Source organism: Hymenobacter jeongseonensis (assembly GCF_015694725.1).
GTDB classification, from domain to species: domain Bacteria; phylum Bacteroidota; class Bacteroidia; order Cytophagales; family Hymenobacteraceae; genus Hymenobacter; species Hymenobacter jeongseonensis.
This window is the reverse complement of sequence record NZ_JADQDQ010000002.1, coordinates 248,095-272,110: the sequence shown is the minus strand read 5'-3', so window position 1 is coordinate 272,110 and position 24,016 is coordinate 248,095. Positions and strand designations below refer to the sequence as shown.

Here is a 24,016-nt window from a genome sequence, read left to right as displayed (position 1 = left end):
GGGGTTATGGTTTAGCTTAACCCCTTACGCAGCCTCAAGTTGCTTGCGCACCTTCAGTGGTAGCTTGGCCCGCACGGCTTGGTAGGAGTACTCGATGTACTGCTCCCACTGCGCCCGCGACAGCAGGTGAATGTTGTCGATGTTCACCCAACCGTAGCGCCCCATGTACTTGTTGCGGCTGAAGCTGGGGCTGTTTTCCATCGTTTCCACGTCTTCCATAGGCACGCGGAAGGAGGCGGTGGGCGGCAGCTCATCGGGCGAGGTGACGAGGTACATTTTGCCGCCCACATTGAAGCACAAATGCACGTCCCATTTGATGTCTTTGGTGGTGCCGGGCAGGCGCTGGCAAATGGCTTGCAGGTCTTCGATGGTCATAGGATGCGTCGAATTAATTCAGAATAACATCGTGATGACGAAATGACAATGTCTATTGAATGGGAGTCTTATTTAGCCGGGCTTTTCTTTTCGTGACAGCAACTATTAGCTCAAGATTCTTATCACCACTGATAGATATTTCTTGCTTCAATTCACTAATTGCCTCAGGATACTTTTTTTGTAAGTTGTATATGAACGCACTTGCATAATATGCGCCGCCTTCATCTTTGAATAGCTTTTTCATTTGTTGGCACTTCCGTAACCCTTCTTCTAACCTCCTTGCTTCGATATTTTTCGCAATTAACTTATGAAGCAACGCTTTTTTGGTCGTGTCTGAAATTGATGTCGCTCGAAACTTGCTTTCCAGTATTTTAATGGAATCCAGGTTAGCCGTTGAACTATCGATAGGATACCATTTATCATACAGTGCTTCAAATTCTGCCCCATAGGCATCGCATGAAACAACTAAATTCTGCATCATGCCAGACATTCTATCTAAGTCTCTTGACTGCAGAGTATCCATCTTAGACTTCATGTTGTTCGCCGCTGCAATTGAATCTTGCAAGCTATAGCCTTCAGGAAGATTTATTGTCTGAGAGTGAGTTATGCTCTTTATGCAAGGTGTCAGTCGAGTGTCAATATCACCTTTTTGCTTGCTAAAACAGTCACATGCTTCTTGGCTCATTTCTGCAATTGACTTCTCCTTTTCGTCGGTGCTTGTAACCTCGCTGGAATATTTAATCTCGCAGGAAGAAGCAAAAATTAAAACGCAAAGCAAGAGTTTGCTAGTATATCGTAGAGTCATAGCTCAAATGTACTGCACTTACGAAGCCGTATCCAGCACCTCATCCCCATCATCGGCCATCGTCTTGGCCAACTTCTCAATATTTAAACTCCGGGCCGAGGCGTCGAAAATCTCGCGGTAGGTGCCGTGTTTGGCGTAGAGTTCGTCGTGGGTGCCGCTTTCCACGAGGCGGCCTTTTTTCATGACGTGGATGCAGTCCGAATCCACGATTTGGGCGAGGCTGTGGGAGATAATGACCACCGTGCGGCCCTGCTTGATGGCGTCAAGCGAGTTTTTGATTTGCTCGGTGGCGATGGCGTCGAGGCTGGCGGTGGGCTCGTCGAGGAAGATGATGGGCGGGTTTTTGAGGAAGAGCCGGGCGATGGCGATGCGCTGCTGCTGGCCGCCGCTGAGCTGCTGGGCATCAGACTGGTACTGGCGGGGCAGGTCCAGAATCTGGTCGTGGAGATAGGCTTGTATGGCGGCGGCTTCGATGTCGGCCTGGGTGGCGGTGAAGTCGCCGTAGCGGATGTTTTCTTCGATGGTGCCCTTGAAAATGTGGTTTTTCTGGAGGACTAGGCCGATGCGCTGGCGCAGGGCCTGGGTATCGTAGTCGGCCAGGGGGCGGCCGTCGAGGAGCATTTTGCCGGAGTCGGGGGCGTAGAACTTACAGAGCAAGTTGATGATGGTGCTTTTGCCGGCGCCGCTGAGGCCGACGAGGGCGGTGGTTTTGCCTTCTTCGATGGTGAGGCAGACGTCGTGCAGTGCCTGGGTGCCGCTGGGGTAGGTGAAATCGACGTTGCAGATTTCGAACGTGCCGCGCACGTTGCCGGGCTGAATGGGGCCGGTTTCTTCCAACGCCGAGTCGGCGTCGAGGATGGCGAAGAAGCCTTCGGAGTAGGTGAGGGCCTCGTTCATCTCGTCGTAGATGCGGTGGAGCTGTCGGATGGGCGCCGACACGTTGTTGAAGAGCAAAATGTGGAACATGATGGCGCCGATGGAAATCTGGCGGTCGAGCACGAGGTAGGCGGTGAGGACGATGATAACGACCACGCCAATCTGCTCGACGAAAGTTTTGAGGCCGTCGTAGCGGAAGTTGGTTTTGCGCGTCACCAGCTGGGCATTCACCAGCTTGGCTTGGGTGTCGGCCTGCTTTTCGGCCTCGTATTCTTCGCGCACGAAGCTTTTGATGACCACAATGCTGTCGATGATGCTGATGATGCCGTGGTTTTTGCTTTCGCGCAGCTTTTGCAGGCCGCGGCGCACGCCCTGCAGGCGGTCGGCCTGCCGGAAGCTCAGCCAGAAATACACCGGCAGAATGGCCAGTGCCACCATGCCCACCCATTTATTGGCCACGAACATTACAACCAGGGCCACAATGGCGTTGGCAAACAGCGGCAGAATGTCGATAAAGAAGTTTTGGACCAGCTTCATCAGGCTCTCCACGCCGCGGTCGATGCGGGTTTGGAGCTTACCGGTTTGGTTGCCCTCGTCGGAGAAAAAACCCAGCTCGTAGCTCAGAATCTTGCTCACGGCCGTCTGCGACAGCACGCTGGAGATGTTGATGCGGATTTTCTCGCCGTAGTATTTCTGCCCGAAGGTGATGACGGTGTTGATGATTTCCTTGCCCAGCAGGATGCCGCTCACCCAGGCCAGCATGTTCCAGCCAGCGGCCAAGCCCAGGTTGCGGTCGAGCAGGCCCTGCACGGTGTCCACGGTGTAACGCAGCACGAAGGGGTTGACCTGCGCGGCTAGCGAGCCCACCAGCGTGAGCAGCAGCGTAGCAATGACGAGCGGCCGATAGGGCCGCACGAAGGGCAGGAGGCGTTGGATAATTTGCCAGAGGCTCATCTAAGCGGGGCGGTAGGTGGAACCGGTTAGACGAGCGGGGCGGGGGTGGGGTTGTTATTGACTTATTGCTGCGGCGGCAACACTTTTCGCAAAACTCTTTATTCTAGCGCGTGTAGTTGAATTGCAGGACTGGCATTTTGCTGTCATATCAGCACTAATTGTTTCTATAATTTTTGGGTGTGCTTTATCATAGTTATCCAATCCGCTGTAGGCAATGATTTCTACCCATCTTTTATAGCGTTGCCCCGAAGGGTCCTTGTCCATATAATCGAAAAATTCCAGCGGAAATGTAGTCGCGTAAGCCAAAGCAGGCTTTCCCGGGTATTCACCTAAAGCACCGTCACTGATAGCAATTGTGAAATCAAGACACCAGCGGTAAAAAGGGCGTATTTCCTGGTTTTTAGTAGTGACAAGAGCTAAGAGCTGCGTAGTAGAATCGTTGTCTGACGGCCTGAAGAGGGACTTGTAAAGTGCTTTTGCGAGCGGGGAAACCTTTGGGTTATTGAGATAGAATGAAGCGGGTTTTCCACCAACCGAATTTGGCAAAGGGTATCTGCGCCCGTTGTGCTTATCTATCCAAATGGGCTTTTCTGCTTTAATCTGGCCTGTCTGATTTGCATGCGCTGGCGTGTTCGCCGTGTTCATTGCATTATTAACGCCTCCTAAACCAGCGGCGAGAATCAAAAGAATAAAGGTTGAATTCATGGCGCCTTGAAGGTAAGAAGCTTCCCGCTTGCGCGCGTCGCTGACGCACTGACCACTTGCTTAGAATCTGCAACGCCCCTATAGAACGACAAGTTTATATTAGAGCAAATGCGAAATGGATGCAAGCGCACTATGAATCTAGAATTTCGTGATTTGTCTATATTGCCGGACTCTAAGTAACCTGTCTCAATTAGGGTCACTAAAAGCGGAGGAATCTTAAGACTTACGAGTTACGAAGAGCTGATATTTATGAGCGAAAAGGCATTCACCCGAAACAGTATTTACTTCACAGCAATTGTAACCATTGGCATCTGCTCACTGCTAGCATGGGATTACTATCACGGAGGAGTGCCTAGCCACCATTTTTTGGCCCAGAAAGAAATGCCAGCCATTTCTAATTGGTGGGGCGGTCTGTTGGTGCCGCTGCTGACTTGGTTTTTGCTTTATCGCATAAAACAGCGAGTTTACGGCAGTAACGACAGCCATTCTGAGTCGCCCAATTTCCTGCGCCGGGAACTGTATGGATTTCTGGGGGCCCTATTATTCGGTATTTTAATTTCAGTGCTATTTACCAGCGGTCAAAACGACATTGCGGGTAATTTGATGTTAGGGCTATTTGTATTTGCCTTTCTATTTCCAATTCATCGTCCCGAATGCCTGCTTGGATTTGTGCTTGGTATGACATTCACATTCGGTGGCGTGCTTCCGATTATTATCGGGATGCTATTGGGGATAATATTTATGGTATTGTATCGGGTTATCCGGCCGGCAGTATTTTATGTCGGGGCAAAAATTGCGTTTCTGATTTCGGCAAATAGGCGGAAACTTAATAGCTGAACTAGCGGCGTGTTATCCACGCATTGTTGCTGTAACAATCGGCTTTGGTTTAACAGCGGGCGGCCTTTGCCCAAGCGGGTCAATACTCAAGCGGCGATAAACCCGAGCCAGTTTGAAAGCTGCTGAGAAGTAACTGAAACGCCTCCTTGCCTGGCCCGTAAAGACTTAACGTCTCTACCTGTGCCTACCATGGAAAACCAACCCTCCGCCGCCCCGCCCCACACCGGCCAGCCCCTCAACCGCGTGGATGGCCGCCTGAAAGTGACCGGGCAGGCCCGCTACGCGGCCGAGCACCCGGTAGCAGGCTGCGTGCACGGCGTGCTGGTGACCAGTGCCATTTCCCGGGGCCGCATCCGGCGATTGGATACCGCGGCAGCCGAGCGGGCGGCGGGCGTGCTCGCCATTGTGTCGCACTTGAACTCGCCCAAGGTGCCCGGTTATCAAAATGCCGAAACCAACCACAACCCGCGAGTAGAAGGGCAGGAGTTTCGGGTGTTCTTCGACGACCAGATTCATTTCAGCAACCAGCCCGTGGCCCTGGCCATCGCCGATACACTGGAGCGCGCCCAGCATGCGGCCACGCTGGTGCGGGTTGAATACGAGCGGGCCGCACACCAAACCAATATGGCCGCTAGCATCGGTACCAACCTAGTGCCGGGCAAGGAAAAAGACCACGCCCGCGGCCAGGCCAATGCCTACCGCACCGCCCCGGTGCGGGTGGAGCAGGAGTACCGCACGCCGGTGCACGTGCACAATCCCATGGAAACCCACGCCGCCATTGCCCTCTGGCAGGGCGACCGGCTCACGGTTTACAACAAAACCCAGGCCCCCAAACTGGCCCAGCAGGACCTGATGCGCATGTTTCAACTGCCCGAGGCCAACGTGCGAATTCATTCGCCGTTTGTGGGCGGGGCGTTTGGGGGTTCGTCGCGCATCTGGCCGCCCGAAATGGCCGCGATTTTAGGGGCCAAAGTGGTGGGCCGCCCGGTGAAGGTGATGGGCCGGCGCGACCAGGAGTTCAACATGGTGGGCTACCGGCCGCAATCCATCCAGAAAGTAGGGCTGGGCGCCCTGCCCGATGGCACGCTGGTGGGAGTGACCCACGAAGCCTTCGGCATGACCTCGCGCCACGAGCAGTTTGCCGAGCGCATCGTGCATCCTACCAAAACGGCCTACCGCACACCCAACATCAACACCACTTACCGCCTAGTACCGCTCGATATGAGCACGCCCTGCTGGACCCGGGGCCCCGGCGAAACCACCGGTTCGTTTGCTCTCGAGTCGGCGATGGACGAGTTGGCCTACGCCCTGAACCTGGACCCGCTGGCCCTGCGCCTGAAAAACTATGCCGACACCGACCCCGAAAAAGACAGGCCTTGGAGCAGCAAGTACTTGCGCGCCTGCTATGAGCGCGGCGCGGCCCTTTTCGGGTGGAGCAAGCGCACGCCCGCGCCGCGCTCCATGCGGGCCGGCGAGTACCTCATGGGCTGGGGCATGGCCTCGGGCATCTACAAAGCCGAGCGGCAGGGCGCTACCGCCCGCGCCCAGTTCCGCGCCGACGGCACCCTGCTAGTGCAAAGCGCCACCGCCGATACGGGCCCCGGCACCGGTACCATCATGACCCAAATTGCTGCCGACGCCAGCGGCGTGGCCCCCGCCAATATTCGCTTCGAGCTGGGTGACTCGGCGCTGCCGCCCGCGCCCATTCAGGCGGGCTCACACACCACGGCCTCGGTGGGCTCGGCGGTGCACGATGCTTGCGCGGCGCTGAAGCAGCAGCTTGTGGCGCTGGCCCGGCAAATGCCTAAGTCGGCCCTCACGCGGGCCAAGGCGGCGGATATCGTGGTGGAAAACGGCAGCATTCAGGTAGCGGGCCGCGCTGCCAGCCGCGTGAGTTACGCCGAGGTGCTACAGCACCATCAGATGCCTTCGCTGGAAATCACCAAGGAGTCAAAGGGCGGGCCGGAGATGGAGAAATACTCGGGCAAGTCGTTTTGCGCCAGCTTTGTGGAAGTGCAGGTGCACCCGCTCAGCGGTGCGGTGCGCGTGAGCCGGGTGGTGTCGGTGGTGGATGCGGGCCGGCTCATGAACCTGAAAACCGCCCGCAGCCAGGTGTACGGCGCCGTGACCTGGGGCATCGGCATGGCCCTGATGGAAGACGCCCGCCTCGACCACCGCTACGGCCGCTTTGTGAACCACGACCTAGCCGAGTACCACATTCCCGTCAATGCCGACGTGCCCGACATCACCGTCGAGTTCATCGACCGCCCCGACCCGCTGCTGGACCCCATGGGCGCCAAGGGCCTGGGCGAAATCGGCATGATAGGCTTCGCGGCCGCCGTGGCTAATGCCGTGTACCACGCCACCGGCAAGCGCATCCGCGAGCTGCCCATCACCCCGGACAAGTTGGTAGGAGGCCGGGCCGATTCCTAAACTTGAACCATGAACATTCAAAACGCCTACAACGCTTGGTCCGAAACGTACGACGCCGTTCAGAACAAAACGCGCGACTTGGAGGCCGTGGCCATCCGGCAACTGCTGGGGCCTATTCCATTTTCAAACGTGCTTGAAATCGGTTGCGGCACCGGCAAGAACACCGAATGGCTGGCCGCTAAAGCCGCGCAGGTAACGGCCGTTGATTTCTCGGCGGAGATGTTGGCGAAAGCCAAAGCGAAAATCACTGCTGACAATGTCCGTTTCCAGCAAGCGGATATTACCGAAGCGTGGGATTTTGTTGCTGCGCCAGTTGATTTAATTACCTGCAGCCTGATTCTGGAGCATATTCAGGATTTAGATTTCGTTTTTCAGCAAGCAAAGCAGGTATTGAAACCCGGTGGATTTTTTTATATCGGAGAATTACATCCATTCAAACAATATGTCGGCAGCAAAGCCCGATTTGATAATGGGAGTGGGGTTTTTGAATTGAAATGCTACACGCACCACGTCTCTGATTTTACAGAATCAGCACGGAATAACGGATTTATTTGTGAGCAAATTCAGGAATTGTTTGATGATAATAATCGGGAATCAGTGCCGAGAATACTGGCTTTTTTGCTTAGCAAACAAGTGTAAAAAAACTTGCGTTAATTATTTGTGATAGTAGCTTAGCCTTTAAGAAATCCTGCTGTTGAAATGGGAAGTTTGCATTCCGTGTTGCGCCAACGCTAAGCCAATCTGCACAAATGCACCGGCCTTAGTTATTATGCCGCCGGCCGGTTGCGTGGACTGGTGACACTCACTAAAATTGGGGTATTGCGTAAAGGCAGCTTCAGAAGCGCCGCTGGATGCGGTAAAAAAGAAAGGCCCTCGTCAATCGACGAGAGCCTTTCTTTTTTACCCGCGAAGGTTCGGATTACTTGTTTGCTTCTTTCGCGGCCTTGGCGGCTTTTTTCTCGGCTTTCTCAGCCTTGATTTTTACTTTGTCGCCTTTGATTTTGACCTTCTCCACATCGCCGCCCTGGCTGTAGCCCCGGCCGGGACCACCGCCGCGCTTCATGCGGTCGGCCTGCATGGCGGTGTACTTGGTGTACTGGTCAGCGGTCAGCACTTCCTTGAACTGTGCCTCGTACTTGGTGCGGCTGGCTTCCATTTGCGTGCGCATCTGGTCGCGGTTGCTCGCGTCGCGGCCCTGGCCGCGCATGGACTGTATTTCCTGGGTGCGGGCCAGCAGAATTTGCTGGATGCGGGCGGTTTGGTCGGCAGTCAGGCCAAGTTCCTGGGTCATGCGCTGGCTCTGGCGGGCGGCCATTTCTTCGGGTGTGCCTTGGCTGCGGCCGGGGCCGCGGCCTTGCATCGGGCCGGCAGTGGGTGGCGTTGGCGGGGCGGTTTGGGCAGCAGCACTACCAACGGTTAGGGCAAAGGCAGCCAGCAGGGGCAACAAATAGGTCTTCATGGATTCTGAGTTATTGAAATTGAAAAGGAGCGGAACCAAGTCCCGGCGCCTTGGTAAGACGCCGGGGCTAGCAGGAGGTTTAATGCGTTAGGTAAGATTAGCGACGGTCGTTGCGGTGGGCGGCTTCCCAGCGGGCGCGTTCCTGGGCCGTTACGCGGTGTTTTTTGTCGTAGCCGTAATTGAAATCTTTGTTGTTGCGGTCGTCTTTCCGGTCGTCTTTGTAGTCGCGGCGGTCATCTTTCCGGTCATTTTTATCATCGCGGCGGTCGTCTTTGCGGTCGTTCTTATCATCCCGACGGTCGTCTTTCCGGTCATACTTCTGGTTCTTTTTCCAGTCGTTGCGGTCGTTGCGGTGTGCAGCTTCCCAGCGGGCCCGCTCGGTAGCGGTTACGCGGTGGTTGCGGTTGTAGCCATAGTTAAAGTCTTTGCTGTTGCGGTCGTTGTAGCGGTCATTTGGGTCGTGGCGCTCAATCGAGACGGCCGCTGGCGCAGCGGCGAAGGCAGTGGATGAAGCCAACAAGGTGGCGGCGGCGATGAGGGAAAAAAGGGAAGCTTTCATGGTTTCTGAAATGAGGAAGTTGAAGAGTGAAATGCAGGCGGTGGGCTCGGGTGCTGCAGGCAGCGGGCTCCAGAAAAAGTGAATCGACTTGTTCTGCCGGGGTAATTGCAAACCATCGGCCGAAAACAGTTCAAAATTCCGAAGCTGGACAGGAAGGCCCGAAGCACCGACCAACGGGCCGAATCCGCAGACTGACCCGGGGTTTTGTCGGCTTGGGCCTTTATTGCCAGGGGCCGCTATTGGGGTAAGGCTGAGGTTAGCGGCCGTGCTACTCGCTACCTTAGGCTCCACAAATCCACGTTAATACCCATTTCAATGAACAAACTAGTGCTTCTTGCCGTGGCCGGTGTGCTGGCCAGCGGAGCGCCCGCGGCCGCTCAATCCTCCGAAAAACTCGATGCGGCTGCGTTGGCCAAAATCCGGGACGAGGGCATGAACCGCTCCAAGGTGATGGAAACCGCTTTCTATCTCACCGACGTAAGCGGCCCGCGCCTCGCCAATTCCGACGGCCTGAAGCGCGCCAACGAGTGGGCCAAAAAGCAACTCACCCAGTACGGCCTGGCCAACGCCAACATCGAAGCCTGGGGTGATTTCGGCCGCGGCTGGGACATCGAGAAATCGTACGTGGCCATGACGGCGCCCTACTACCACACCATGGTGGGCGCTCCCAAAGCCTGGACGCCCAGCACGCCTGGGGCCCTCCGCCTGCCCGTGGTGGTGGTGAAAGCCGCCACCACCGCTGCCGACCTTGACCAATACAAGGGCCAGCTGCGCGGCAAGATTGTGGTGATGAACGTGCCCACCCCGCCCAAAACCAGCACCGACCCCGACCTGCGGCGCTATTCCGACGAGGAACTGAAAAAGCTGATGGAACCAGCCCCGCCCCGCCCGGGCGTAACCACCCCCGATGCCGCCGCCCTGGCCACCCGCCGCACAATGGCCGAGCTCCGCACCAAAACCGCCGAAATGCTCATCAGCGAAGGTGCGGCGGCCGTGCTCAGCGCGCGCGGCGGCATCTACGGCACCTTCAACACCACCAACGGCGCGCCCTACGCCGCCGATGCCAAGCCGGTGCTGCCCGAAATAGAGATGACCATCGAAGACCAGCTCCGCCTCATTCGCTTGGTGGAAGCCGGCATCCCGGTCGAGGTGGAAATGGAAACCAAAACCCGCTTTCAATCCCAGGATTTGAAGGGCTACAATGTGGTAGCGGAAATCCCCGGTACCGACCGCAAGCTGAAAAGCGAAGTGGTGATGCTCGGCGGCCACATCGACTCCTGGCACGCCGCCACCGGCGCCACCGACAACGCCGCCGGCTGCGCCGTGATGATGGAAGCCGTCCGCATCCTCAAAGCCACGGGCCTGAAGCCGCGCCGCACCATCCGCATTGCGCTGTGGGGCGAGGAGGAGCAGGGCCTGCACGGCTCGCGTAACTACGTGAAAAACAACTTCGGCGACCCCGCTACCATGAAGCTGCTGCCCGCCCACGAGAAGCTGACGGCCTACTTCAACCTCGACAACGGCGGCGGTAAAATCCGCGGCATCTACGCGCAGGGCAACGAAGCCATTGCCCCCATTTTTAGCGAATGGCTGAAGCCCTTCAACGACCTCGGCGCCACCACCGTTACGCTGCGCAACACCGGCAGCACTGACCACGTGGCCTTCGACGCCGTGGGCCTGCCCGGCTTCCAGTTCATTCAGGACGGCCTCGACTACTTCCCCCAAACCCACCACACCAACCAGGATACCTACGACCGCCTCATCGCCGATGACCTCAAACAGGCGTCCGTGGTGGTGGCCTCGTTCGTGTATAACGCCGCCATGCGCGACCAAAAGCTGCCCCGCAAGGCCTTGCCAACCGTGCCAAAGGCCCAGTAAGTAAGAGTTGGCAACTAAAAAAAGCCCCGCCGACCAATGGTCAGCGGGGCTTTTTACTTGAACTCGGACAGCAGAATCGGGCTAATCAACCAGCCCCAACGACCGGGTGAGCCTGTTTTTCGGTAGCGTGATGGTGACGCTTTGGTCCTGTTTTTCGGACCGAATGCGGCGGCGTTCTATCAGGTCCTGTACTTTGTCTTTGTTGGCATCACGAGAAAAAAGCACGCTGGCTACGTCCGTAATCAGCGAAACAGCCCGCGGTACCGGTACGCTCACTTGCTGGTAATCAGGGTCGGGGCGAACACGCGGGGCGGGAACCGGGGTGCCCTGGGCCAAGCTACTTGTGACTTTGAGCAACAACGCAGCAAGTAAAACGGGTAGTTTCTTACTTGACATGAATACCGGATGGATGCCGCAAAGATGCCGCATTCGCGCCGGTTTACCCTAGTTTTTCCTTGAAAAGTCGCAACGTGCGGTCCCAGGCTACCTTGGCTACTTCGGCGTTGTAGCGGGCCGGCGAGGTGTCGTTGTTGAAGGCGTGGTTCGCGCCTTCGTACACGTAGAGCTCGTATTTGGTGCCAGCCGCTTTCAGGGCCGCTTCGTAGGCCGGAATGCCGGCGTTCACCCGCTCGTCGAGGCCGCCGTAGTGCAGCATTACGGCCGCTTTTATTTTGGCTACGTCTTCGGCTTTGGGCTGCGAACCGTAATAGGCCACGGCGGCGCCCAGCTTGGGGTCGTTCACGGCCAGCTGGTTGGCCATGGCGCCGCCCCAGCAGAAGCCCACCGTGCCGGTGCGGCCGTTGCAGTCGGGGCGGACGCGCAGGTATTCCAGGGCCTTCAGGTAGTTGTTTAGATTTTTGGTTTTGTCGAGTTGGCCAATAAGCTCGCGGCCTTTGTCTTCGTCGGTAGGGGTGCCGCCGAAGGGCGACAGTGCATCTACTCCCAAGGCCAGGTAGCCGGCCTGGGCCACGCGCCGCGTCACGTCCTTGATGTGGGGCGTGAGGCCCCGGTTTTCGTGAATAACCACCACCGCGCCGCGCTTCTTGCGGCCTTTGGGGTGCACCAGGTAGCCGCGCATGGCCGCGCCGTCGCCAATCCAACTCACTTCCTCCGCCTCCAAGTCATCGGCTTCGGGCACGATGGTGGCGGCTTGGGCGTAGCCTGGCTCCAGCACCGAAAGAGCGGCGATGGCCAGGGCCGTGCCGCCGGCTAGTTTGGCCAGCCGGTCCAGAAACTCCTTGCGGGTGAGCGGGGCGTGCGTGTATTCGTCGAAAAGGTTGATGATGCGCTGGTCCATGGGGCTAAAAATACTGGTTTACTGTTGAATGCAGGCGGCAGGGTAGAGGCTATTCGGCTTCCCGGTTCACGGTATCGGGGCTGAACGCGGGCACGCAAATCGACCAGTATTCGCACTCTTCCTCAAACGGATTGGAGTACCGCACCCGGGCCCCGCCGTTTATCAGCAAAGCCTGCCCGGCGTGTAACTCTACCACGTCGCCGTCGATTTCAAACCGCTTCCGGCCCCGCACCACAATGGTCATTTCATCGAAGCTGGGCGTTTGGTGCGGCTCGCTCCAGTGCGGCGGCGCCACCATGTGGGCCAAGCTATAGGCCGAGGTACCGGTGCTGGCCCCGCCCACATGCTCTTCAATGAGCTTACCGTCGGTGGTGGGCACTACAAAAGGAGCGGGATTGAGAACGTAGCGTTTTTCAGACATCGTTGGGAAATAAATTAAAGCATTGGCAAAGAGCAAAAGCTCCCGATTTATCAAGGGGCAGTGTTAGCCGTTTGCGTAGCGCCCGTTACGGCTTTAGCTTTTCCAGTAACTCGAAAGCGCGCGAATTGTATTTCCACACAAAGAAATAAGGCGTTTGTACCGCGCCAAACTGCACCCGAATGCGCTCCACAGCCGGCAGCATGCTGCCTTCAAAGTCGAAGCAATCCAGCCCCAATACCTCGCTGGCGTAGCGAATGGCCTCCCAAATCAGCAGGATGCCGGCGCCGCTTTCGCGCAGGGCGGGGTTGTCGCCCGAGAGATGGTAATAAGCCGCTTGCTGGTCCCAAATAAGGTACGCCGCCGAGTGAATCCGCTCCTGCGCATCCACCGCGAAAAACATTTGGCGGGCGCCGTTGGTGGCCAGTGCGGCATCGTGCTGCTCAAATTGCGCCCAGGAATAGGGCATGGGCAGGCCTTGGCGGTCGAAGCTCATTTTATTGAGTTTATAAAACTGCTCGGCCGACAAATCATGCACCACCCGTACCTGCTGCTGCGCCTTCTGAATGTTGCGGCGGATGTTCCGGTTTATCCCTGCCTCGACCTGCGCTAGTTGCTGCAGGCCGTGGAGGCGGTAGGTGTAGTAGGTGGTTTGGTGAAACTTCTGCCAGTAGAAGGGCAGCCAATTAACGGCCGTCGGGTAGAAATTTTGTTTAAAGGCGGCAAAATTCGGTAGCTGCCTAATTAATTCCTCCAGCAACAGATGCTCTTTTTTGAGCACCCCGCGAAACTCCGGCAGCAAATACGGCCCCAGCCACTTCACAAACGGCGGCATGGTCACGTACCGAAACGGCCCTTTTTGCTTGTAGAAGTAAGGCAGCGCGGCTACCACCCGGTTATCCTCTTCGACCAGTACCACTTCCCAGTCGCCGCCGCGGGCGCAGGCGTCTAGGTACCACGCCTGGGCAAACACCGGCACGTCGGGCGCAGTGCGGCAGAAGTCGCGGTAGCGGGCTTTGGCGGGCGTTTCCAAACGAATTATTTGGGGCTAACCTCCGGGCAGGGGCCTTTGGTGAACGTGCGGACGCCGGCATTGCTGGCCACGCAGGCGTTGGAGTAGGTTTTGCCGTCGCAGCCACACACCGGGTCGTACTGCATGGTGCACATGGCGTCTGCCCGCACTTTACTGGCGTCAATGCAGTCGGCAGTGGCGGGAATCGAAGCCGCGGCGGGGACCTGGCGCTGGCACGCCGATGCCAAGAGCAGGGCCGCAAACAAAAGAGGGAGCGTTTTCATAGGGTGGGCCGGGGAAGAACAGCGAATCTACGCCGAGGCCCCGGGATTAGTGGCCCAACGAAAGCGCCGCCGTCGTTATGCCCCGGCATGTTACGGAAAATTTACCAGCAAGCTGAACCCCGGGCAGTGCCTTTCGTATAGTCAGCCAGACCAAACGCGGTTTCAAGTCAGAAATTCTATTTTTGAATGCAACGCAGCGCTTCCTCTAGCACATCTTTCACCCCCCATTCACCCTTCATTACCCATTACCATGTCGTACCACGAAGAAGACAACAACGCCGGTAAAATTCTGTTAGCCGCTATCGCCGGTGCCGGCGCTGGCATCATTGCCGGTATGCTATTGGCTCCCGACAAAGGTTCGGCCACCCGTGAAAACTGGAAAGGCGTAGCCACCAAATACAGCGGCCAGCTCGGCGAACAAGCCACGAAGCTTGGTTCGGACCTCGAAGCTAAATTCAAAGAATACGCTGGCAAACTCGAAGACCTCGGCGTAACCCTGCCCGGTAGCAGCCTCAAAATCAAAGGCAACTGGGACGAGGCCAAAGGCAAGCTGAAATCGCAGTACGCCCAGCTCACCGATGAGGACCTGACGTATGCCGAAGGCGAAGGCGACCAATTGGTAGGCCGTTTGCAGGAGAAACTCGGCAAAGGCAAAGCCGAAATCACCAAGCTACTGAACGATTTGTAAGTCGGCTTTTAGTCGCTTACTGATAAGTCCCGCGCCGCAAGGTGCGGGACTTTTTTTATTAAGTTTTTACGAGGAAAAACCTGTAAAGCCTGATAGGAGTTAGTTCTCCTTTTTAATTCAGTTCTAACAAGTGGCAGGATTTCCCGTTAGATAACTAATTGCAAACAAAATCATTTTTCTATATATCATGAAAGACGACAAAGGCAAAGTCATTCTCTCGTTGTTGGCCGGCGCTACCGCTGGCATCGTAGCCGGCCTGTTACTGGCTCCCGAAACCGGCGACCAAACCCGCTCCCAATTGCGGGAATCGGCCTCCAAGTGGGGCGGCGACCTCAGCAAGCTGCTGAAAGACACCCTGGCCAAAGTGCAGGGCGAAGCCGCCGGCCACACCAATCCCGAAGCAGCCGTGAGCGAAGACAAACAAGCGGCCGACCGCCTGCTCCAGGGGTTGGAAGGCAGCGTCTCTACGGCCCATGACGCCACCGACGACCCCGATTACGATGGTTTTGGCGACGAGCCGCGTCACCAGCCCCGCGCCTAGCACCAAACGCAGGAGAAACATAATTTTGGCATTTTCACATTAAGCGTAACCTGCGCGTATCGTCTCCGTAAAAACCAACACAACTGCCTTGAAAGAAGGCCGAAACGTATTACCGGTAAAATTGCCGACCGTAGGAGCTTCTATTGAAATTGGTTAAACAACTCAGTAGTAAAATCAAACGTGTCCATCGCAAGCTTCTGGCAACAACAGCGGTTTGAAGGGTAAGACGGTTGTAAAAGAAAAGCCCCGCACGATATTTCGTGTGGGGCTTTTCGATTTTACCGACCAATCGGTTTTAGCTATTCTCTTTTTCAGTTTTGGCTTGCTGCACGTTCTCCGGCTTCATCTGCGGGAAGAACAGCACGTCCTGAATGGAGTGCGAGTTGGTCATAATCATGCTCAGGCGGTCGATGCCGATGCCCAAGCCGGCTGTGGGCGGCATGCCGTATTCTAGGGCGCGCAGGAAGTCCTCGTCCAGCACCATGGCCTCGGTGTCGCCGCGCTTGCCCAGCTCCAGCTGGTCCTCGAAGCGCTTGCGCTGGTCGATGGGGTCGTTGAGCTCCGAGAAGGCGTTGCAGATTTCCTTGCCGTTGCAAATGGCCTCGAACCGCTCCACCATGCCGGGACGGTCGCGGTGCTTCTTGGCCAGCGGCGACATCTCCACCGGATAATCGGTGATGAACGTGGGCTGAATCAGTTTGGGCTCCACGTGCTCCCCGAAAATTTCGTCGATGATTTTCGCTTTGCCCATGCTGGGGTCCAGGTGCACGTGCAGTTCGTGGGCCGTTTCGCGCAGCTGTGCTTCGTCCATCTCGCCGATGGCCTTGCCGGTGTACTTCTCAATGGCCTCAAACATGGTGTAGCGCTGCCAGGGCCGCTGGAAGTTGATGACATTCTGGCCCACCTGCACTTCCGTTTGGCCGTGCAGCGTGGTGGCCACGCGCTCCACCATTTCTTCCACGAGGTCCATCATCCAAGCGTAGTCCTTGTAGGCCACGTACAGTTCCATCTGGGTGAATTCCGGGTTGTGGAAGCGCGACATGCCTTCGTTGCGGAAGTCCTTGCTAAACTCGTACACACCATCAAAACCGCCCACAATCAGGCGCTTCAGGTACAGCTCGTTGGCAATGCGCAGGTACAGCTCCATGTCGAGCGTGTTGTGGTGCGTCTTGAACGGCCGTGCCGCCGCGCCACCGTACAAGGGCTGCAAAATCGGCGTTTCCACCTCCAGGTAGCCTTTGTCATTGAGGAAATTCCGCATTGACTGCACCAGTTGGGTGCGCTTGATGAAGGTATCGCGCACGCTGGGGTTTACCACCAGGTCCACGTACCGCTGGCGGTAGCGCTGCTCGGGGTCGGTGAAGGCGTCGTAGGTCACTTTCTCGCCGGTAGCCTCGTCAATTTTCTCCTTCACGATGGGCAACGGGCGCAACGCCTTGGCCAACAGCTTAAGCTCCGTGACGTGGATGGACGTTTCGCCCACCTGCGTCTTAAATACGTGGCCCTTCACCCCAATAAAGTCGCCCAAGTCGAGCAGCTTCTTAAACACCACGTTATACAACGTCTTATCTTCGCCGGGGCAGATTTCGTCGCGGTTCACATACAGCTGAATGCGGCCCGAGGTATCCATCAGCTCGGCAAACGACGCTTTGCCCATTACCCGCGACGACATCAGCCGGCCGGCCAGGGTCACTTCCTGGAAGTTGTTCAGCTCGGGGTGGTAATTGTCGTGAATTTCCTTGGCGTAAAACGTCACGTCGAACAACTCCGACGGGTACGCTTCAATGCCCAGCTTTTCCAGTTCTTCGAGTTTGTGGCGGCGGAGTAGTTCCTGTTCGCTGAGGTGCTGCATGTTGGTCTGAACCACGGAGGCATTCGGATTTTGCGGATTCCACGGATTTCGTGGACGATTTCAACCGAAAAATCAGGCTAACGGCCGGTGCCGGTAGGGACGTGGTAAGTAAAAGTGAGCCACAAAAGTACAGCACGAAAAAAGCCGCTCCGAACCGGAGCGGCTTTCCATGCGCAAATTCGATAATTAAGCGGCCATGCGGTACTGCGGAGCCTCCGTAGCAATGGCCGGGGCCGTGGGCGGCGTGGGCGCCAGCACCGGCTCGACGCGGGTGCGCAACCGCTCCTGCACGAAACCTGCCTGCAAATGCACCGGCAACTCGGCCACCAACTGGCGGTAGCGCTCCAGACCCAGGGCTTTGGCCACGTAGGTCTCGTGCACGCCGTTGAGGTAGCTCACGATGTTTAGCAGCGAGGCATGGAACAGGCGGAAGTCAATGTCGGCCTCCACGTAGCGCTCAATCTCGCGGCTGGTCTGCGAAATGCGCAGGCGGCCCAGCAAGTCGAAAATGGTGGTGTAACCCAGGCGCCAGGTAATCTGCTGCCAGTGCGACGCCGTCCATTTATCCAGCGGGCGGCCCGTTTTCTGGCTGCGAATGGCCGTGTTGGGGTTGGCCTGCACCTGCGCGCGGGTCCACTGCGCCTTCATCTTGCGCGTGGTGCGCAGGAACTGGCCAATCTGGGCCTGGGCGTCAATCTCCTTGCTGGCAATGTGCAGCCCAGCCTTGTAGCCCGCCAGCGGCAAGCGGTGAATGCTGAAGTCGCCGTAGGCACCAGCCGCATAAAACGATACCGGCCGTGGGTACGCATTCTTCACCACCAGCCGGCCCACCTCGCGGCGAATCAGTTGGTTATTGCTCGAACGCACGCCCGTGGTATACAGGAAGGCCTGCAAGCCCGATAAAATGGCGTGGTAAGCTTGCGGAAACGTCCAGTGCAAGGCGTTGCGCAGGAAGTTGTCGTCGCCCAACTCGGCCGTGGCGCGCAGGGCATACTCCGTGCTCCAACTGGTGTGCAGCAGCTTAGTGAGCGCGGCCACGTCGGCATCGTTTAGCTCCGCAGCGTGGCTGCGGAAGAACGGCAGATTCTGGAGGCCGCCGAGCACGTCGTCATTCTCCTGAATGTGGTAATTGATAGCAAAGAAGTAGTTGAGGAAAACCTGCGCTGGAATAGACTTGCGCCAGGTTTCATCAGCTAGCTTCTGCTGCTGGTCCTCGCTGGTAGCCTCTACCTGCGGGATGAGCGGGATGATGCGGGTTTCCTCTGTAGTCTTCATGATTGGTAAACAGCATTTCGCTGCTTTTTAGTTGCCTGATTGCTAAATTTTTTGACGGATTTTGACTATGATTAACGCTTTGTAAATCAATATTTTGGTGAATAAAATGTTAAAAAAAGTACGAGGTTTGGTTGAGGTGATTTACTAATATGATTGTCATGCCAAAAAGATGCCAAAAAAAGCCCCGCTCTGGATGGAGCGGGGCTTTCTATAAACCATACGTCTGGGCTGGCTGACTAGCCGAAGCCAGGCCTTAGCGCACAGGCAATTATTTTATCTCATCCTGAATCACGGCTACGGCTTCGCCGATGGTGATATCCTTCTTCAGGGCTTTGGTATAGCGCGAGGCCCGGTTCACCTTCACGGTATCGCCGCCCACGGCCCGCACATCAGCGGCTAGGGGAGAGAAGGCGAGGGCGGTAGCTGTTTTCTGGGCCGCCTCATAGCGGTCCGAAATGGCTTTGGCCTGCTTCTGCTCGGCGCGGTAGGCGCTAAGCTTCAGCGAAACCGTGGTTTCGTCCTTGCGCTTGCGCATGCTTTTCACCATTTCGTCCATCACCTTAAAGCTGGGGTCGTTGGCCACCCGGGCTTTGCTGTTGGCGCGGAGTTTATCGATGACCGGAGGGTTGCTCCAGGGTTGAAAGCGAGCCGGCTGGATTTCATCCCACTTCAGCGGGTAGTCCATCTCTTTTTCCCCCTGGTCGAGGTACGAGTACAAGTCCGGAACAACAATATCTGAAACTACGCCTTTGAACTGGGTCGACCCGCCGTTCACACGGTAAAACTTCTGGGTGGTGAGCTTGAGCGAGCCAATTGGTTTCACGCTGTTCAGCTCAGCGGGCAGAGCTTCGTCGAGGTCGAAGATGCGCTGCACCGTGCCTTTGCCGTAGGTGCTGGTCGAGCCCATCACGATGCCGCGGCGGTAATCCTGCACGGCCGCTGCCAGAATCTCGGAAGCAGAAGCACTGTATTTGTTAACCAGCAACACCAGCGGGCCGCTGTACTGCACCCCGGTGTCGTTGTCGGTCAGCACCTGCGTGCGGCCTTGGCCGTCGCGCACCTGAACCATGGGGCCACTTTCCATGAAGAGGCCCGCCATCGATACCGCATCGGTGAGCGAACCGCCGCCGTTGAAGCGCAGGTCCATAATCACGCCCTTCACGCCTTCGGCAGTGAGCTTGGCCAGTTCTTTCTTCACATCATCCGACGAGCTGCGGCCGCCGTTGTCGTTGAAGTCGGCGTAGAATCCGGGCAAGCGCAGGTAGCCAATCTTCTGGCCTTTGTCGGTGATGATGGAAGACTGTGCGTACTTCTCATCCACCACCACCACGTCGCGGATGATGGGCACCACTTTGGTGCTGCCGTCGGGCTTTTTCACCGTGAGGCGCACTTCCGAGCCTTTCTTGCCGCGAATCAGCGTCACCGCTTTTGTCGTGCGCCAGCCTTCAATGCTCACGGGCTCGGCTCGGCCTTGGGCAACGCGGATGATGGCGTCGCCCTTTTTCAAGTCGCCCTGCCGGGAAGAGGCCGAACCAGGGATGATTTCATCCACGTAAATCAGGCCGTCTTTCTCGCGCAGTGTAGCACCGATGCCCTCAAAGCGGCCGGTCATTTCGTAGTCGAAATCTTCCTTGGCTTTGGGCGCAAAGTACTCGGTGTGGGGGTCGTAGGTGTTGGCGATGCTGTTGGCGTACGTAGCCAGCCGCTCGGTGGTCTCGTTCTCGCTCAGGTCGGCAAACTGGTCATCGTAGTATTTGAGAACGCGCTTGCGCGCCTCGGCTTCCATTTGGGCTGGCGTGCGCACGGGTTCTGCAGCCGTGGGAGCGTCAGGATTGGCGGCGCTGGGGGCGGCAGTGGCAGTACTGGGCTTGGCTTCCTTGGCCTTTTCCTGGGCTTCCATCATTTCCGATACCCGGCTGAGGGTTTCGTACTTCAGCAGCTTGCGCCACATTTCGCGCTGGGCCGCCTTGGTAGCAGGAAAAGCAGCTTTCTCGAAATCGGTTTGAAACGTTTCTTCAACCGTAAAATCAAAAGGCTTGGCCAAAATCTCGCGGTACAACCCCTGCATTTCCTTGGTGCGCTCCAATATCAGCTTGGTGCTGAGGTCAAGGAATTCGCTGGAACCGCGTTTTACTTGGTCATCGATTTCGGTCTGGTAGCGGCGCAGTTGGTCCACATCGCTGGCCAGCAAGAACTGCTTGCGGTAATCAAGGTGCTTCAAATACAGGTCGAAAACGCGTTTGGAGAAAGCGTCATCAATTTTCTCGGGTTGGTAATGCGCTTGGGTCAGGCCCTGCAACATGGTTCCAATCAGCACTTGGTCCTTGCTCGGTACCGCCGAGTCGGCCCGGCGCATGAGGCGGTAAGATGCCAGAACAAACACGGCTGCCACCAAAAAGGCATACAGTCCGACTTTCAAGCGGGGAAAAGACATTAGCAAGAATATAAAGCAGGGATGAAAATCAAATGTACGGAGAGCACGAAGCAATGGCCGGGGCTCATTACTTACGTCAAAAACGCCTACACGGGTGAAATAAGTGCCCGAATAGGCGCATCGCTGGTTTTCCTGATATACAGACTAGGTTGGGCGGGTAGAAGTTGCAAAAAAAAGCCTTCCCCAAGCGGGGAAGGCTTTTTTTAATTGTCAGGCCGAAGCCTGGGAGCAAGATTAGTACTTGTAAATCTTGTCGCCGTTGTGGCGACGGAACTCCTCTTCGAAGTAACGAGCATCTTCTTCGTTGCGGGGTTTCACGCCCATCACGATGCCGCCTTCTTTGATACCGGTTTCGTACTCAGCAGCATGCTCCTCGGGAATGCCCGAGCCTACCAAGGCACCTACTAGGCCACCCGTGAGGCCACCGGCACCAGCACCAGCCAATGCAGCGGCCAACGGACCAGCAATAACAAGGCCCAAGCCGGGCAAGGCTACCGAAGTACCAATGGCAGCAATGGCGCCGATGATTGCACCAGCCGTGCCACCGATGGCCGAACCAACGCCAGCGCCTTCCATGGCCTTGTCGCCAAGTTCAGTGCTAGGCGTGTTGTCGCCAAAGTGAGTCTTGCGGGTTTCGTCCGACATCAGCACGTTCACATCGTCTTTGCCGTAGCCACGCGACGAGAGCGACTGATAAGCACGCTCAGCGCTGTCACGGTCACGGAACATACCGCTCATGTTGGTGCTGGGAGTCGAGTCGTAAGGCTGACCGGTAACTGCATGAGCAGCGTGGTCGGCCGTATTTTGCACGCCATCAATGGCGCGTCCTACTACTGCGCCGGGAGTGCCGGCAACAGAAGCGCCCTTTGCAGTTGCGCTGAAATCATCGCCTTCAACCGAGTTGGTAGGCGTATTGCCCAGCGAAGCGCCGGAAGTAGTGGAAGTGCCAAAACCGCTGTCGCTGCCGGTACCAGCGTTGTAGCTGGTGCCTTCGTTGCTTGAACCGGTGCTGTTGCCCAGGCCAGTGCCCGTGTTGCGGGTGCCGTAGTTAGAGCCTGCGCCAGTACCAGTGTTCTGCGGGTTGTTTTGATCGTTGGTATTCATGGTGAAAGAAGTGGAAATGTGGGAAGGATAAGCCAACCTAGCGGCTGGTTGAGGACCTTAACGGGACCACCGCAGTAGAGGTTACATCCCACTAATTTTCCATTCATTCACTTCGGTGTCCAACCCACGAGCTTAAAACCGATACCAGCGTTAGAAATCAGCCATTAACTGGCTCAAGAGAATTTTTGAAAATTCGTTTCATCGCGCCAGAATTCCCGGCACGTGCCAATAAGGTCTTTCAAAAAATCTTCGTTCTGCTTCAGCGTGCGCCATTCGCCCATTCCCATCTTTTCGCAGAGCTTATAAAAATTGTCGCCTTGCCCTTTTGAGCCTTGCACTTTAACCAAGCAGCTGAGGGGTGGGCGTCCTTCTTCGTGCTCCGTCATGGATATTTCGGCAAGCATCTCGTTCAGTCGGGATTTTTCGTGCGAAATCTCCAGATTTAACCCCAGTTCAGCTTCCTGCACCAGCGTGAGGTAGCTTACGGTTCCGGATTGTTGGCGGGAATAACGGATTAAATAAGTGCGTATGCGACCAATCATGGCAGGGCAACAAATGAGCAAAAACCGGTTTAGGGGCTGAAAATTAGCGAAATTAAATGGGAAGGCACCGCAATTGAGAACTGCCCTGGCCGGATAATTAACGCCATGTGGGGGCTGTCCCTGCCAGAATCGTTCCGAAATAGTCAACAGTTGAGCTTGAATAGCCGGCATATGAGCCGGGAATGCTGAATGAACGGCCCTGCACCAACACTATTCAACTCTAGAAGTACCCGATAAAAACCAAAACGGTCATACCAGGCAAAACCTTGGCATGACCGTTTTCCGGCGATTGATTGGCAAAAGCCAACCCTCGAAACCGGCTTGGGTTACTGCTGCTGGCGGCGGCGGATTTCCTTTTGGATGAGGAGAAATTCGCGGCTGCTTTGGCCGGCAATGGCCGTGTTTTCATCGGCCCGACGCAACAAGTAGGGCATCACAGCAGCTACCGGGCCATAGGGCAGGTATTTGGCGGTGTTGTAGCCGGCGTTGGCCAGGTTGTAGGTGAGGTTGTCGCTCATGCCGTAGAGTTGGGCAAACCATACCCGCGGGTCGTTCGGCGCGATGCCGGCTTGCTGCATGAGTTGGGTGAGCAGTAGGGAACTGGCCTCGTTGTGAGTACCGGCGCAAATGCTGATGCGGTCGATGTGGTCGATGCAGTAGCTCAGCGACTCGTCATAGAGGGCGTCGGTGGCGTTTTTGGTGGGGTTGATGGGGTTTTCGTAGCCGCGCTGCTTGGCTACGCGGGCTTCTTTTTCCATGTAGGCGCCGCGCACCAGCTTGGCGCCGATGTAATAGCCGGCCTCGGCGGCGGCATCATGCGCGGCTTTGAGGGCATCGAGGCGGTCATGACGGTAGAGCTGGTAAGTGTTCCAGACGATGGCCGTTTCGCGGTTGTATTTGGCCATCATGTTGTAAGTCAGTTGGTCGATGGTGTGCTGAAACCAGCTTTCCTCGGCATCGACAAACAGGCGCACTCCGTGCTGGTGGGCGCGGGCGCACAGCGCCTCGACGCGGGCGACGGCGCGGGCGTGCGCGGCTTCTTCATCAGCAGTGAGGAGCTTGCCGGCCTGGATTTTCTCGAGGATGGCCACGTTGGCCACGCCCGTTACTTTAAATACCGAAAACGGGATGTGCTTGGAGCGGTGGGCCTCCTCGATGGTGGCCAGGATTTCGTCGCGGGTGTGGTCGTAGCTGCGGTCGCTGCCTTCGCCCTCTACCGAGTAGTCGAGGATGGTGCCGATGTTGTATTTGCCCAACTCATTGGTGACGGGGCGGCATTCGGCAATGGTTTCGCCCCCGCAGAACTGCTCAAAAATGGAATGCTTGATGAGGAACTTCGTGCCGGGCAGGCCCCACTTGAGGGCTGCTTTCATGAGGCCGCTGCCGGTTTTTACCAAGGTGCCGTTGTTCATAGCCGCAAACAGGGCGTAGACTTTACGCAACTGGGCATCGGACTTGGAGGCGAAAGCCACGCGCGTATCATCAAAGGAAATGGGCGGGGCCTGAGTAGGGGAGGCGGGCGACATAAGGAGCAACTGGAGGGTGGGAATGGGGCGTAGCCAAGAAAGCGGGCGAAGGTAACCGGTAAACAACGTTTCGAGGAAACGAGTTACGTTTGCCGAGCTTTTCGGCATGGGCCGGGAATTCGCCCTCATTTGTCCCTTAGCAAAATGTCCCCAGTTACTGAT

The 24,016-nt window shown here is 56.7% G+C and carries 23 protein-coding genes; 6 read left to right on the top strand and 17 right to left on the bottom strand.

Annotation, left to right across the window (positions count from 1 at the left end):
• Positions 1-24: 24 nt before the first annotated feature.
• Genes I2I05_RS04800 through I2I05_RS04785 form a run of 4 tightly spaced genes read right to left on the bottom strand, consistent with a single transcriptional unit; the run spans position 25 to position 3,715 of the window.
• On the bottom strand, positions 25-375 hold the full coding sequence (locus I2I05_RS04800) for an MmcQ/YjbR family DNA-binding protein (RefSeq protein ID WP_196281091.1): 351 nt from the start codon (positions 373-375) through the stop codon (positions 25-27).
• Positions 376-427: 52 nt separating this feature from the next.
• Positions 428-1,180, bottom strand: coding sequence for a hypothetical protein (locus tag I2I05_RS04795; RefSeq protein ID WP_196281090.1), 753 nt, complete (start codon positions 1,178-1,180; stop codon positions 428-430).
• A gap of 18 nt (positions 1,181-1,198) precedes the next feature.
• Positions 1,199-3,010: an ABC transporter ATP-binding protein gene (locus I2I05_RS04790; protein WP_196281089.1), complete on the bottom strand. Its 1,812-nt coding sequence runs from the start codon at positions 3,008-3,010 to the stop codon at positions 1,199-1,201.
• A gap of 54 nt (positions 3,011-3,064) precedes the next feature.
• On the bottom strand, positions 3,065-3,715 hold the full coding sequence (locus I2I05_RS04785; protein WP_196281088.1) for a hypothetical protein: 651 nt from the start codon (positions 3,713-3,715) through the stop codon (positions 3,065-3,067).
• 249 nt (positions 3,716-3,964) lie between these two features.
• Between I2I05_RS04785 and I2I05_RS04780 the strand changes: the two genes are divergently transcribed.
• The 3 genes from I2I05_RS04780 (at position 3,965) to I2I05_RS04770 (ending at position 7,624) form a co-directional block, all read left to right on the top strand.
• A complete protein-coding gene (locus I2I05_RS04780; RefSeq protein WP_196281087.1) occupies positions 3,965-4,552 on the top strand; it encodes a hypothetical protein in 588 nt (195 codons plus the stop codon).
• Between the two features lie 189 nt (positions 4,553-4,741).
• Positions 4,742-6,985: a xanthine dehydrogenase family protein molybdopterin-binding subunit gene (locus I2I05_RS04775; protein WP_196281086.1), complete on the top strand. Its 2,244-nt coding sequence runs from the start codon at positions 4,742-4,744 to the stop codon at positions 6,983-6,985.
• A 9-nt stretch (positions 6,986-6,994) separates the two neighbouring features.
• Positions 6,995-7,624, top strand: coding sequence for a class I SAM-dependent methyltransferase (locus I2I05_RS04770; RefSeq protein ID WP_196281085.1), 630 nt, complete (start codon positions 6,995-6,997; stop codon positions 7,622-7,624).
• 280 nt (positions 7,625-7,904) lie between these two features.
• On the opposite strand, the gene I2I05_RS04765 is transcribed toward I2I05_RS04770, so the two are convergent.
• Together I2I05_RS04765 and I2I05_RS04760 are read right to left on the bottom strand one after the other, a co-directional pair.
• Positions 7,905-8,444: a hypothetical protein gene (locus I2I05_RS04765; RefSeq protein ID WP_196281084.1), complete on the bottom strand. Its 540-nt coding sequence runs from the start codon at positions 8,442-8,444 to the stop codon at positions 7,905-7,907.
• Positions 8,445-8,541: 97 nt separating this feature from the next.
• Positions 8,542-9,003: a hypothetical protein gene (locus tag I2I05_RS04760; protein ID WP_196281083.1), complete on the bottom strand. Its 462-nt coding sequence runs from the start codon at positions 9,001-9,003 to the stop codon at positions 8,542-8,544.
• Between the two features lie 315 nt (positions 9,004-9,318).
• Here I2I05_RS04760 and I2I05_RS04755 point away from each other — a divergent pair, with 315 nt between their 5' ends.
• The gene (locus I2I05_RS04755) at positions 9,319-10,881 is read left to right on the top strand and encodes a M28 family metallopeptidase (RefSeq protein WP_196281082.1); all 1,563 of its coding nucleotides are present in this window, start codon (positions 9,319-9,321) and stop codon (positions 10,879-10,881) included.
• An 81-nt stretch (positions 10,882-10,962) separates the two neighbouring features.
• Here I2I05_RS04755 and I2I05_RS04750 read toward each other — a convergent pair whose 3' ends face one another.
• The 5 genes from I2I05_RS04750 to I2I05_RS04730 form a co-directional block, all read right to left on the bottom strand.
• A complete protein-coding gene (locus I2I05_RS04750; protein ID WP_196281081.1) occupies positions 10,963-11,241 on the bottom strand; it encodes a hypothetical protein in 279 nt (92 codons plus the stop codon).
• 79 nt (positions 11,242-11,320) lie between these two features.
• Positions 11,321-12,178, bottom strand: coding sequence for a dienelactone hydrolase family protein (locus I2I05_RS04745; protein WP_196281080.1), 858 nt, complete (start codon positions 12,176-12,178; stop codon positions 11,321-11,323).
• Between the two features lie 49 nt (positions 12,179-12,227).
• Positions 12,228-12,599: a cupin domain-containing protein gene (locus tag I2I05_RS04740; RefSeq protein ID WP_196281079.1), complete on the bottom strand. Its 372-nt coding sequence runs from the start codon at positions 12,597-12,599 to the stop codon at positions 12,228-12,230.
• 85 nt (positions 12,600-12,684) lie between these two features.
• Complete coding sequence (locus I2I05_RS04735) at positions 12,685-13,629, bottom strand: GNAT family N-acetyltransferase (protein ID WP_196281078.1); 945 nt, start codon at positions 13,627-13,629, stop codon at positions 12,685-12,687.
• A 5-nt stretch (positions 13,630-13,634) separates the two neighbouring features.
• On the bottom strand, positions 13,635-13,892 hold the full coding sequence (locus tag I2I05_RS04730) for a Kazal-type serine protease inhibitor domain-containing protein (RefSeq protein WP_196281077.1): 258 nt from the start codon (positions 13,890-13,892) through the stop codon (positions 13,635-13,637).
• A gap of 250 nt (positions 13,893-14,142) precedes the next feature.
• Between I2I05_RS04730 and I2I05_RS22285 the strand changes: the two genes are divergently transcribed.
• Both I2I05_RS22285 and I2I05_RS04720 read left to right on the top strand, forming a co-directional pair.
• The gene (locus I2I05_RS22285) at positions 14,143-14,580 is read left to right on the top strand and encodes a CsbD family protein (RefSeq protein WP_196281076.1); all 438 of its coding nucleotides are present in this window, start codon (positions 14,143-14,145) and stop codon (positions 14,578-14,580) included.
• A gap of 187 nt (positions 14,581-14,767) precedes the next feature.
• Positions 14,768-15,121, top strand: a complete 354-nt coding sequence (locus I2I05_RS04720; protein ID WP_196281075.1) for a YtxH domain-containing protein — start codon at positions 14,768-14,770, stop codon at positions 15,119-15,121.
• A gap of 295 nt (positions 15,122-15,416) precedes the next feature.
• Here the strand turns inward: I2I05_RS04720 and lysS are convergent, their stop codons facing one another.
• The 6 genes from lysS to I2I05_RS04690 form a co-directional block, all read right to left on the bottom strand.
• A complete protein-coding gene (gene lysS / locus I2I05_RS04715; RefSeq protein WP_196281495.1) occupies positions 15,417-16,973 on the bottom strand; it encodes a lysine--tRNA ligase in 1,557 nt (518 codons plus the stop codon).
• A gap of 186 nt (positions 16,974-17,159) precedes the next feature.
• Positions 17,160-18,248 carry a hypothetical protein gene (locus I2I05_RS04710; RefSeq protein ID WP_230688160.1) on the bottom strand — a complete coding sequence of 363 codons (1,089 nt, stop codon included), beginning with the start codon at positions 18,246-18,248 and terminating at the stop codon, positions 17,160-17,162.
• 268 nt (positions 18,249-18,516) lie between these two features.
• Positions 18,517-20,682, bottom strand: coding sequence for a carboxy terminal-processing peptidase (locus tag I2I05_RS04705; RefSeq protein ID WP_196281074.1), 2,166 nt, complete (start codon positions 20,680-20,682; stop codon positions 18,517-18,519).
• A gap of 234 nt (positions 20,683-20,916) precedes the next feature.
• Entirely contained in the window at positions 20,917-21,786 is an 870-nt protein-coding gene (locus I2I05_RS22440; RefSeq protein ID WP_394368724.1) for a hypothetical protein, read from the bottom strand.
• A 173-nt stretch (positions 21,787-21,959) separates the two neighbouring features.
• Positions 21,960-22,499: a hypothetical protein gene (locus I2I05_RS04695; protein ID WP_230688159.1), complete on the bottom strand. Its 540-nt coding sequence runs from the start codon at positions 22,497-22,499 to the stop codon at positions 21,960-21,962.
• Between the two features lie 155 nt (positions 22,500-22,654).
• Positions 22,655-23,854 (bottom strand): proline dehydrogenase family protein, encoded by a 1,200-nt coding sequence (locus I2I05_RS04690; protein WP_196281073.1) that lies wholly within the window; start codon positions 23,852-23,854, stop codon positions 22,655-22,657.
• Positions 23,855-24,016 lie beyond the last annotated feature (162 nt).

What these genes read in the sequence shown, in the direction of transcription:
- I2I05_RS04760 (WP_196281083.1), bottom strand. Translation starts at nt 9,003, where the DNA reads ATGAAAGCTTCCCTTTTTTCCCTCATCGCCGCCGCCACCTTGTTGGCT.
- I2I05_RS04720 (WP_196281075.1), top strand. Translation starts at nt 14,768, where the DNA reads ATGAAAGACGACAAAGGCAAAGTCATTCTCTCGTTGTTGGCCGGCGCT.
- I2I05_RS04795 (WP_196281090.1), bottom strand. Translation starts at nt 1,180, where the DNA reads ATGACTCTACGATATACTAGCAAACTCTTGCTTTGCGTTTTAATTTTT.
- I2I05_RS04705 (WP_196281074.1), bottom strand. Translation starts at nt 20,682, where the DNA reads ATGTCTTTTCCCCGCTTGAAAGTCGGACTGTATGCCTTTTTGGTGGCA.
- I2I05_RS04745 (WP_196281080.1), bottom strand. Translation starts at nt 12,178, where the DNA reads ATGGACCAGCGCATCATCAACCTTTTCGACGAATACACGCACGCCCCG.
- I2I05_RS04790 (WP_196281089.1), bottom strand. Translation starts at nt 3,010, where the DNA reads ATGAGCCTCTGGCAAATTATCCAACGCCTCCTGCCCTTCGTGCGGCCC.
- I2I05_RS04800 (WP_196281091.1), bottom strand. Translation starts at nt 375, where the DNA reads ATGACCATCGAAGACCTGCAAGCCATTTGCCAGCGCCTGCCCGGCACC.
- I2I05_RS04765 (WP_196281084.1), bottom strand. Translation starts at nt 8,444, where the DNA reads ATGAAGACCTATTTGTTGCCCCTGCTGGCTGCCTTTGCCCTAACCGTT.
- I2I05_RS04740 (WP_196281079.1), bottom strand. Translation starts at nt 12,599, where the DNA reads ATGTCTGAAAAACGCTACGTTCTCAATCCCGCTCCTTTTGTAGTGCCC.
- I2I05_RS04690 (WP_196281073.1), bottom strand. Translation starts at nt 23,854, where the DNA reads ATGTCGCCCGCCTCCCCTACTCAGGCCCCGCCCATTTCCTTTGATGAT.
- I2I05_RS04785 (WP_196281088.1), bottom strand. Translation starts at nt 3,715, where the DNA reads ATGAATTCAACCTTTATTCTTTTGATTCTCGCCGCTGGTTTAGGAGGC.
- I2I05_RS04695 (WP_230688159.1), bottom strand. Translation starts at nt 22,499, where the DNA reads ATGCCGGCTATTCAAGCTCAACTGTTGACTATTTCGGAACGATTCTGG.
- I2I05_RS04710 (WP_230688160.1), bottom strand. Translation starts at nt 18,248, where the DNA reads ATGAAGACTACAGAGGAAACCCGCATCATCCCGCTCATCCCGCAGGTA.
- I2I05_RS04730 (WP_196281077.1), bottom strand. Translation starts at nt 13,892, where the DNA reads ATGAAAACGCTCCCTCTTTTGTTTGCGGCCCTGCTCTTGGCATCGGCG.
- I2I05_RS04780 (WP_196281087.1), top strand. Translation starts at nt 3,965, where the DNA reads ATGAGCGAAAAGGCATTCACCCGAAACAGTATTTACTTCACAGCAATT.
- I2I05_RS04775 (WP_196281086.1), top strand. Translation starts at nt 4,742, where the DNA reads ATGGAAAACCAACCCTCCGCCGCCCCGCCCCACACCGGCCAGCCCCTC.
- I2I05_RS22440 (WP_394368724.1), bottom strand. Translation starts at nt 21,786, where the DNA reads ATGAATACCAACGATCAAAACAACCCGCAGAACACTGGTACTGGCGCA.
- I2I05_RS04770 (WP_196281085.1), top strand. Translation starts at nt 6,995, where the DNA reads ATGAACATTCAAAACGCCTACAACGCTTGGTCCGAAACGTACGACGCC.
- I2I05_RS22285 (WP_196281076.1), top strand. Translation starts at nt 14,143, where the DNA reads ATGTCGTACCACGAAGAAGACAACAACGCCGGTAAAATTCTGTTAGCC.
- lysS (WP_196281495.1), bottom strand. Translation starts at nt 16,973, where the DNA reads ATGCAGCACCTCAGCGAACAGGAACTACTCCGCCGCCACAAACTCGAA.
- I2I05_RS04755 (WP_196281082.1), top strand. Translation starts at nt 9,319, where the DNA reads ATGAACAAACTAGTGCTTCTTGCCGTGGCCGGTGTGCTGGCCAGCGGA.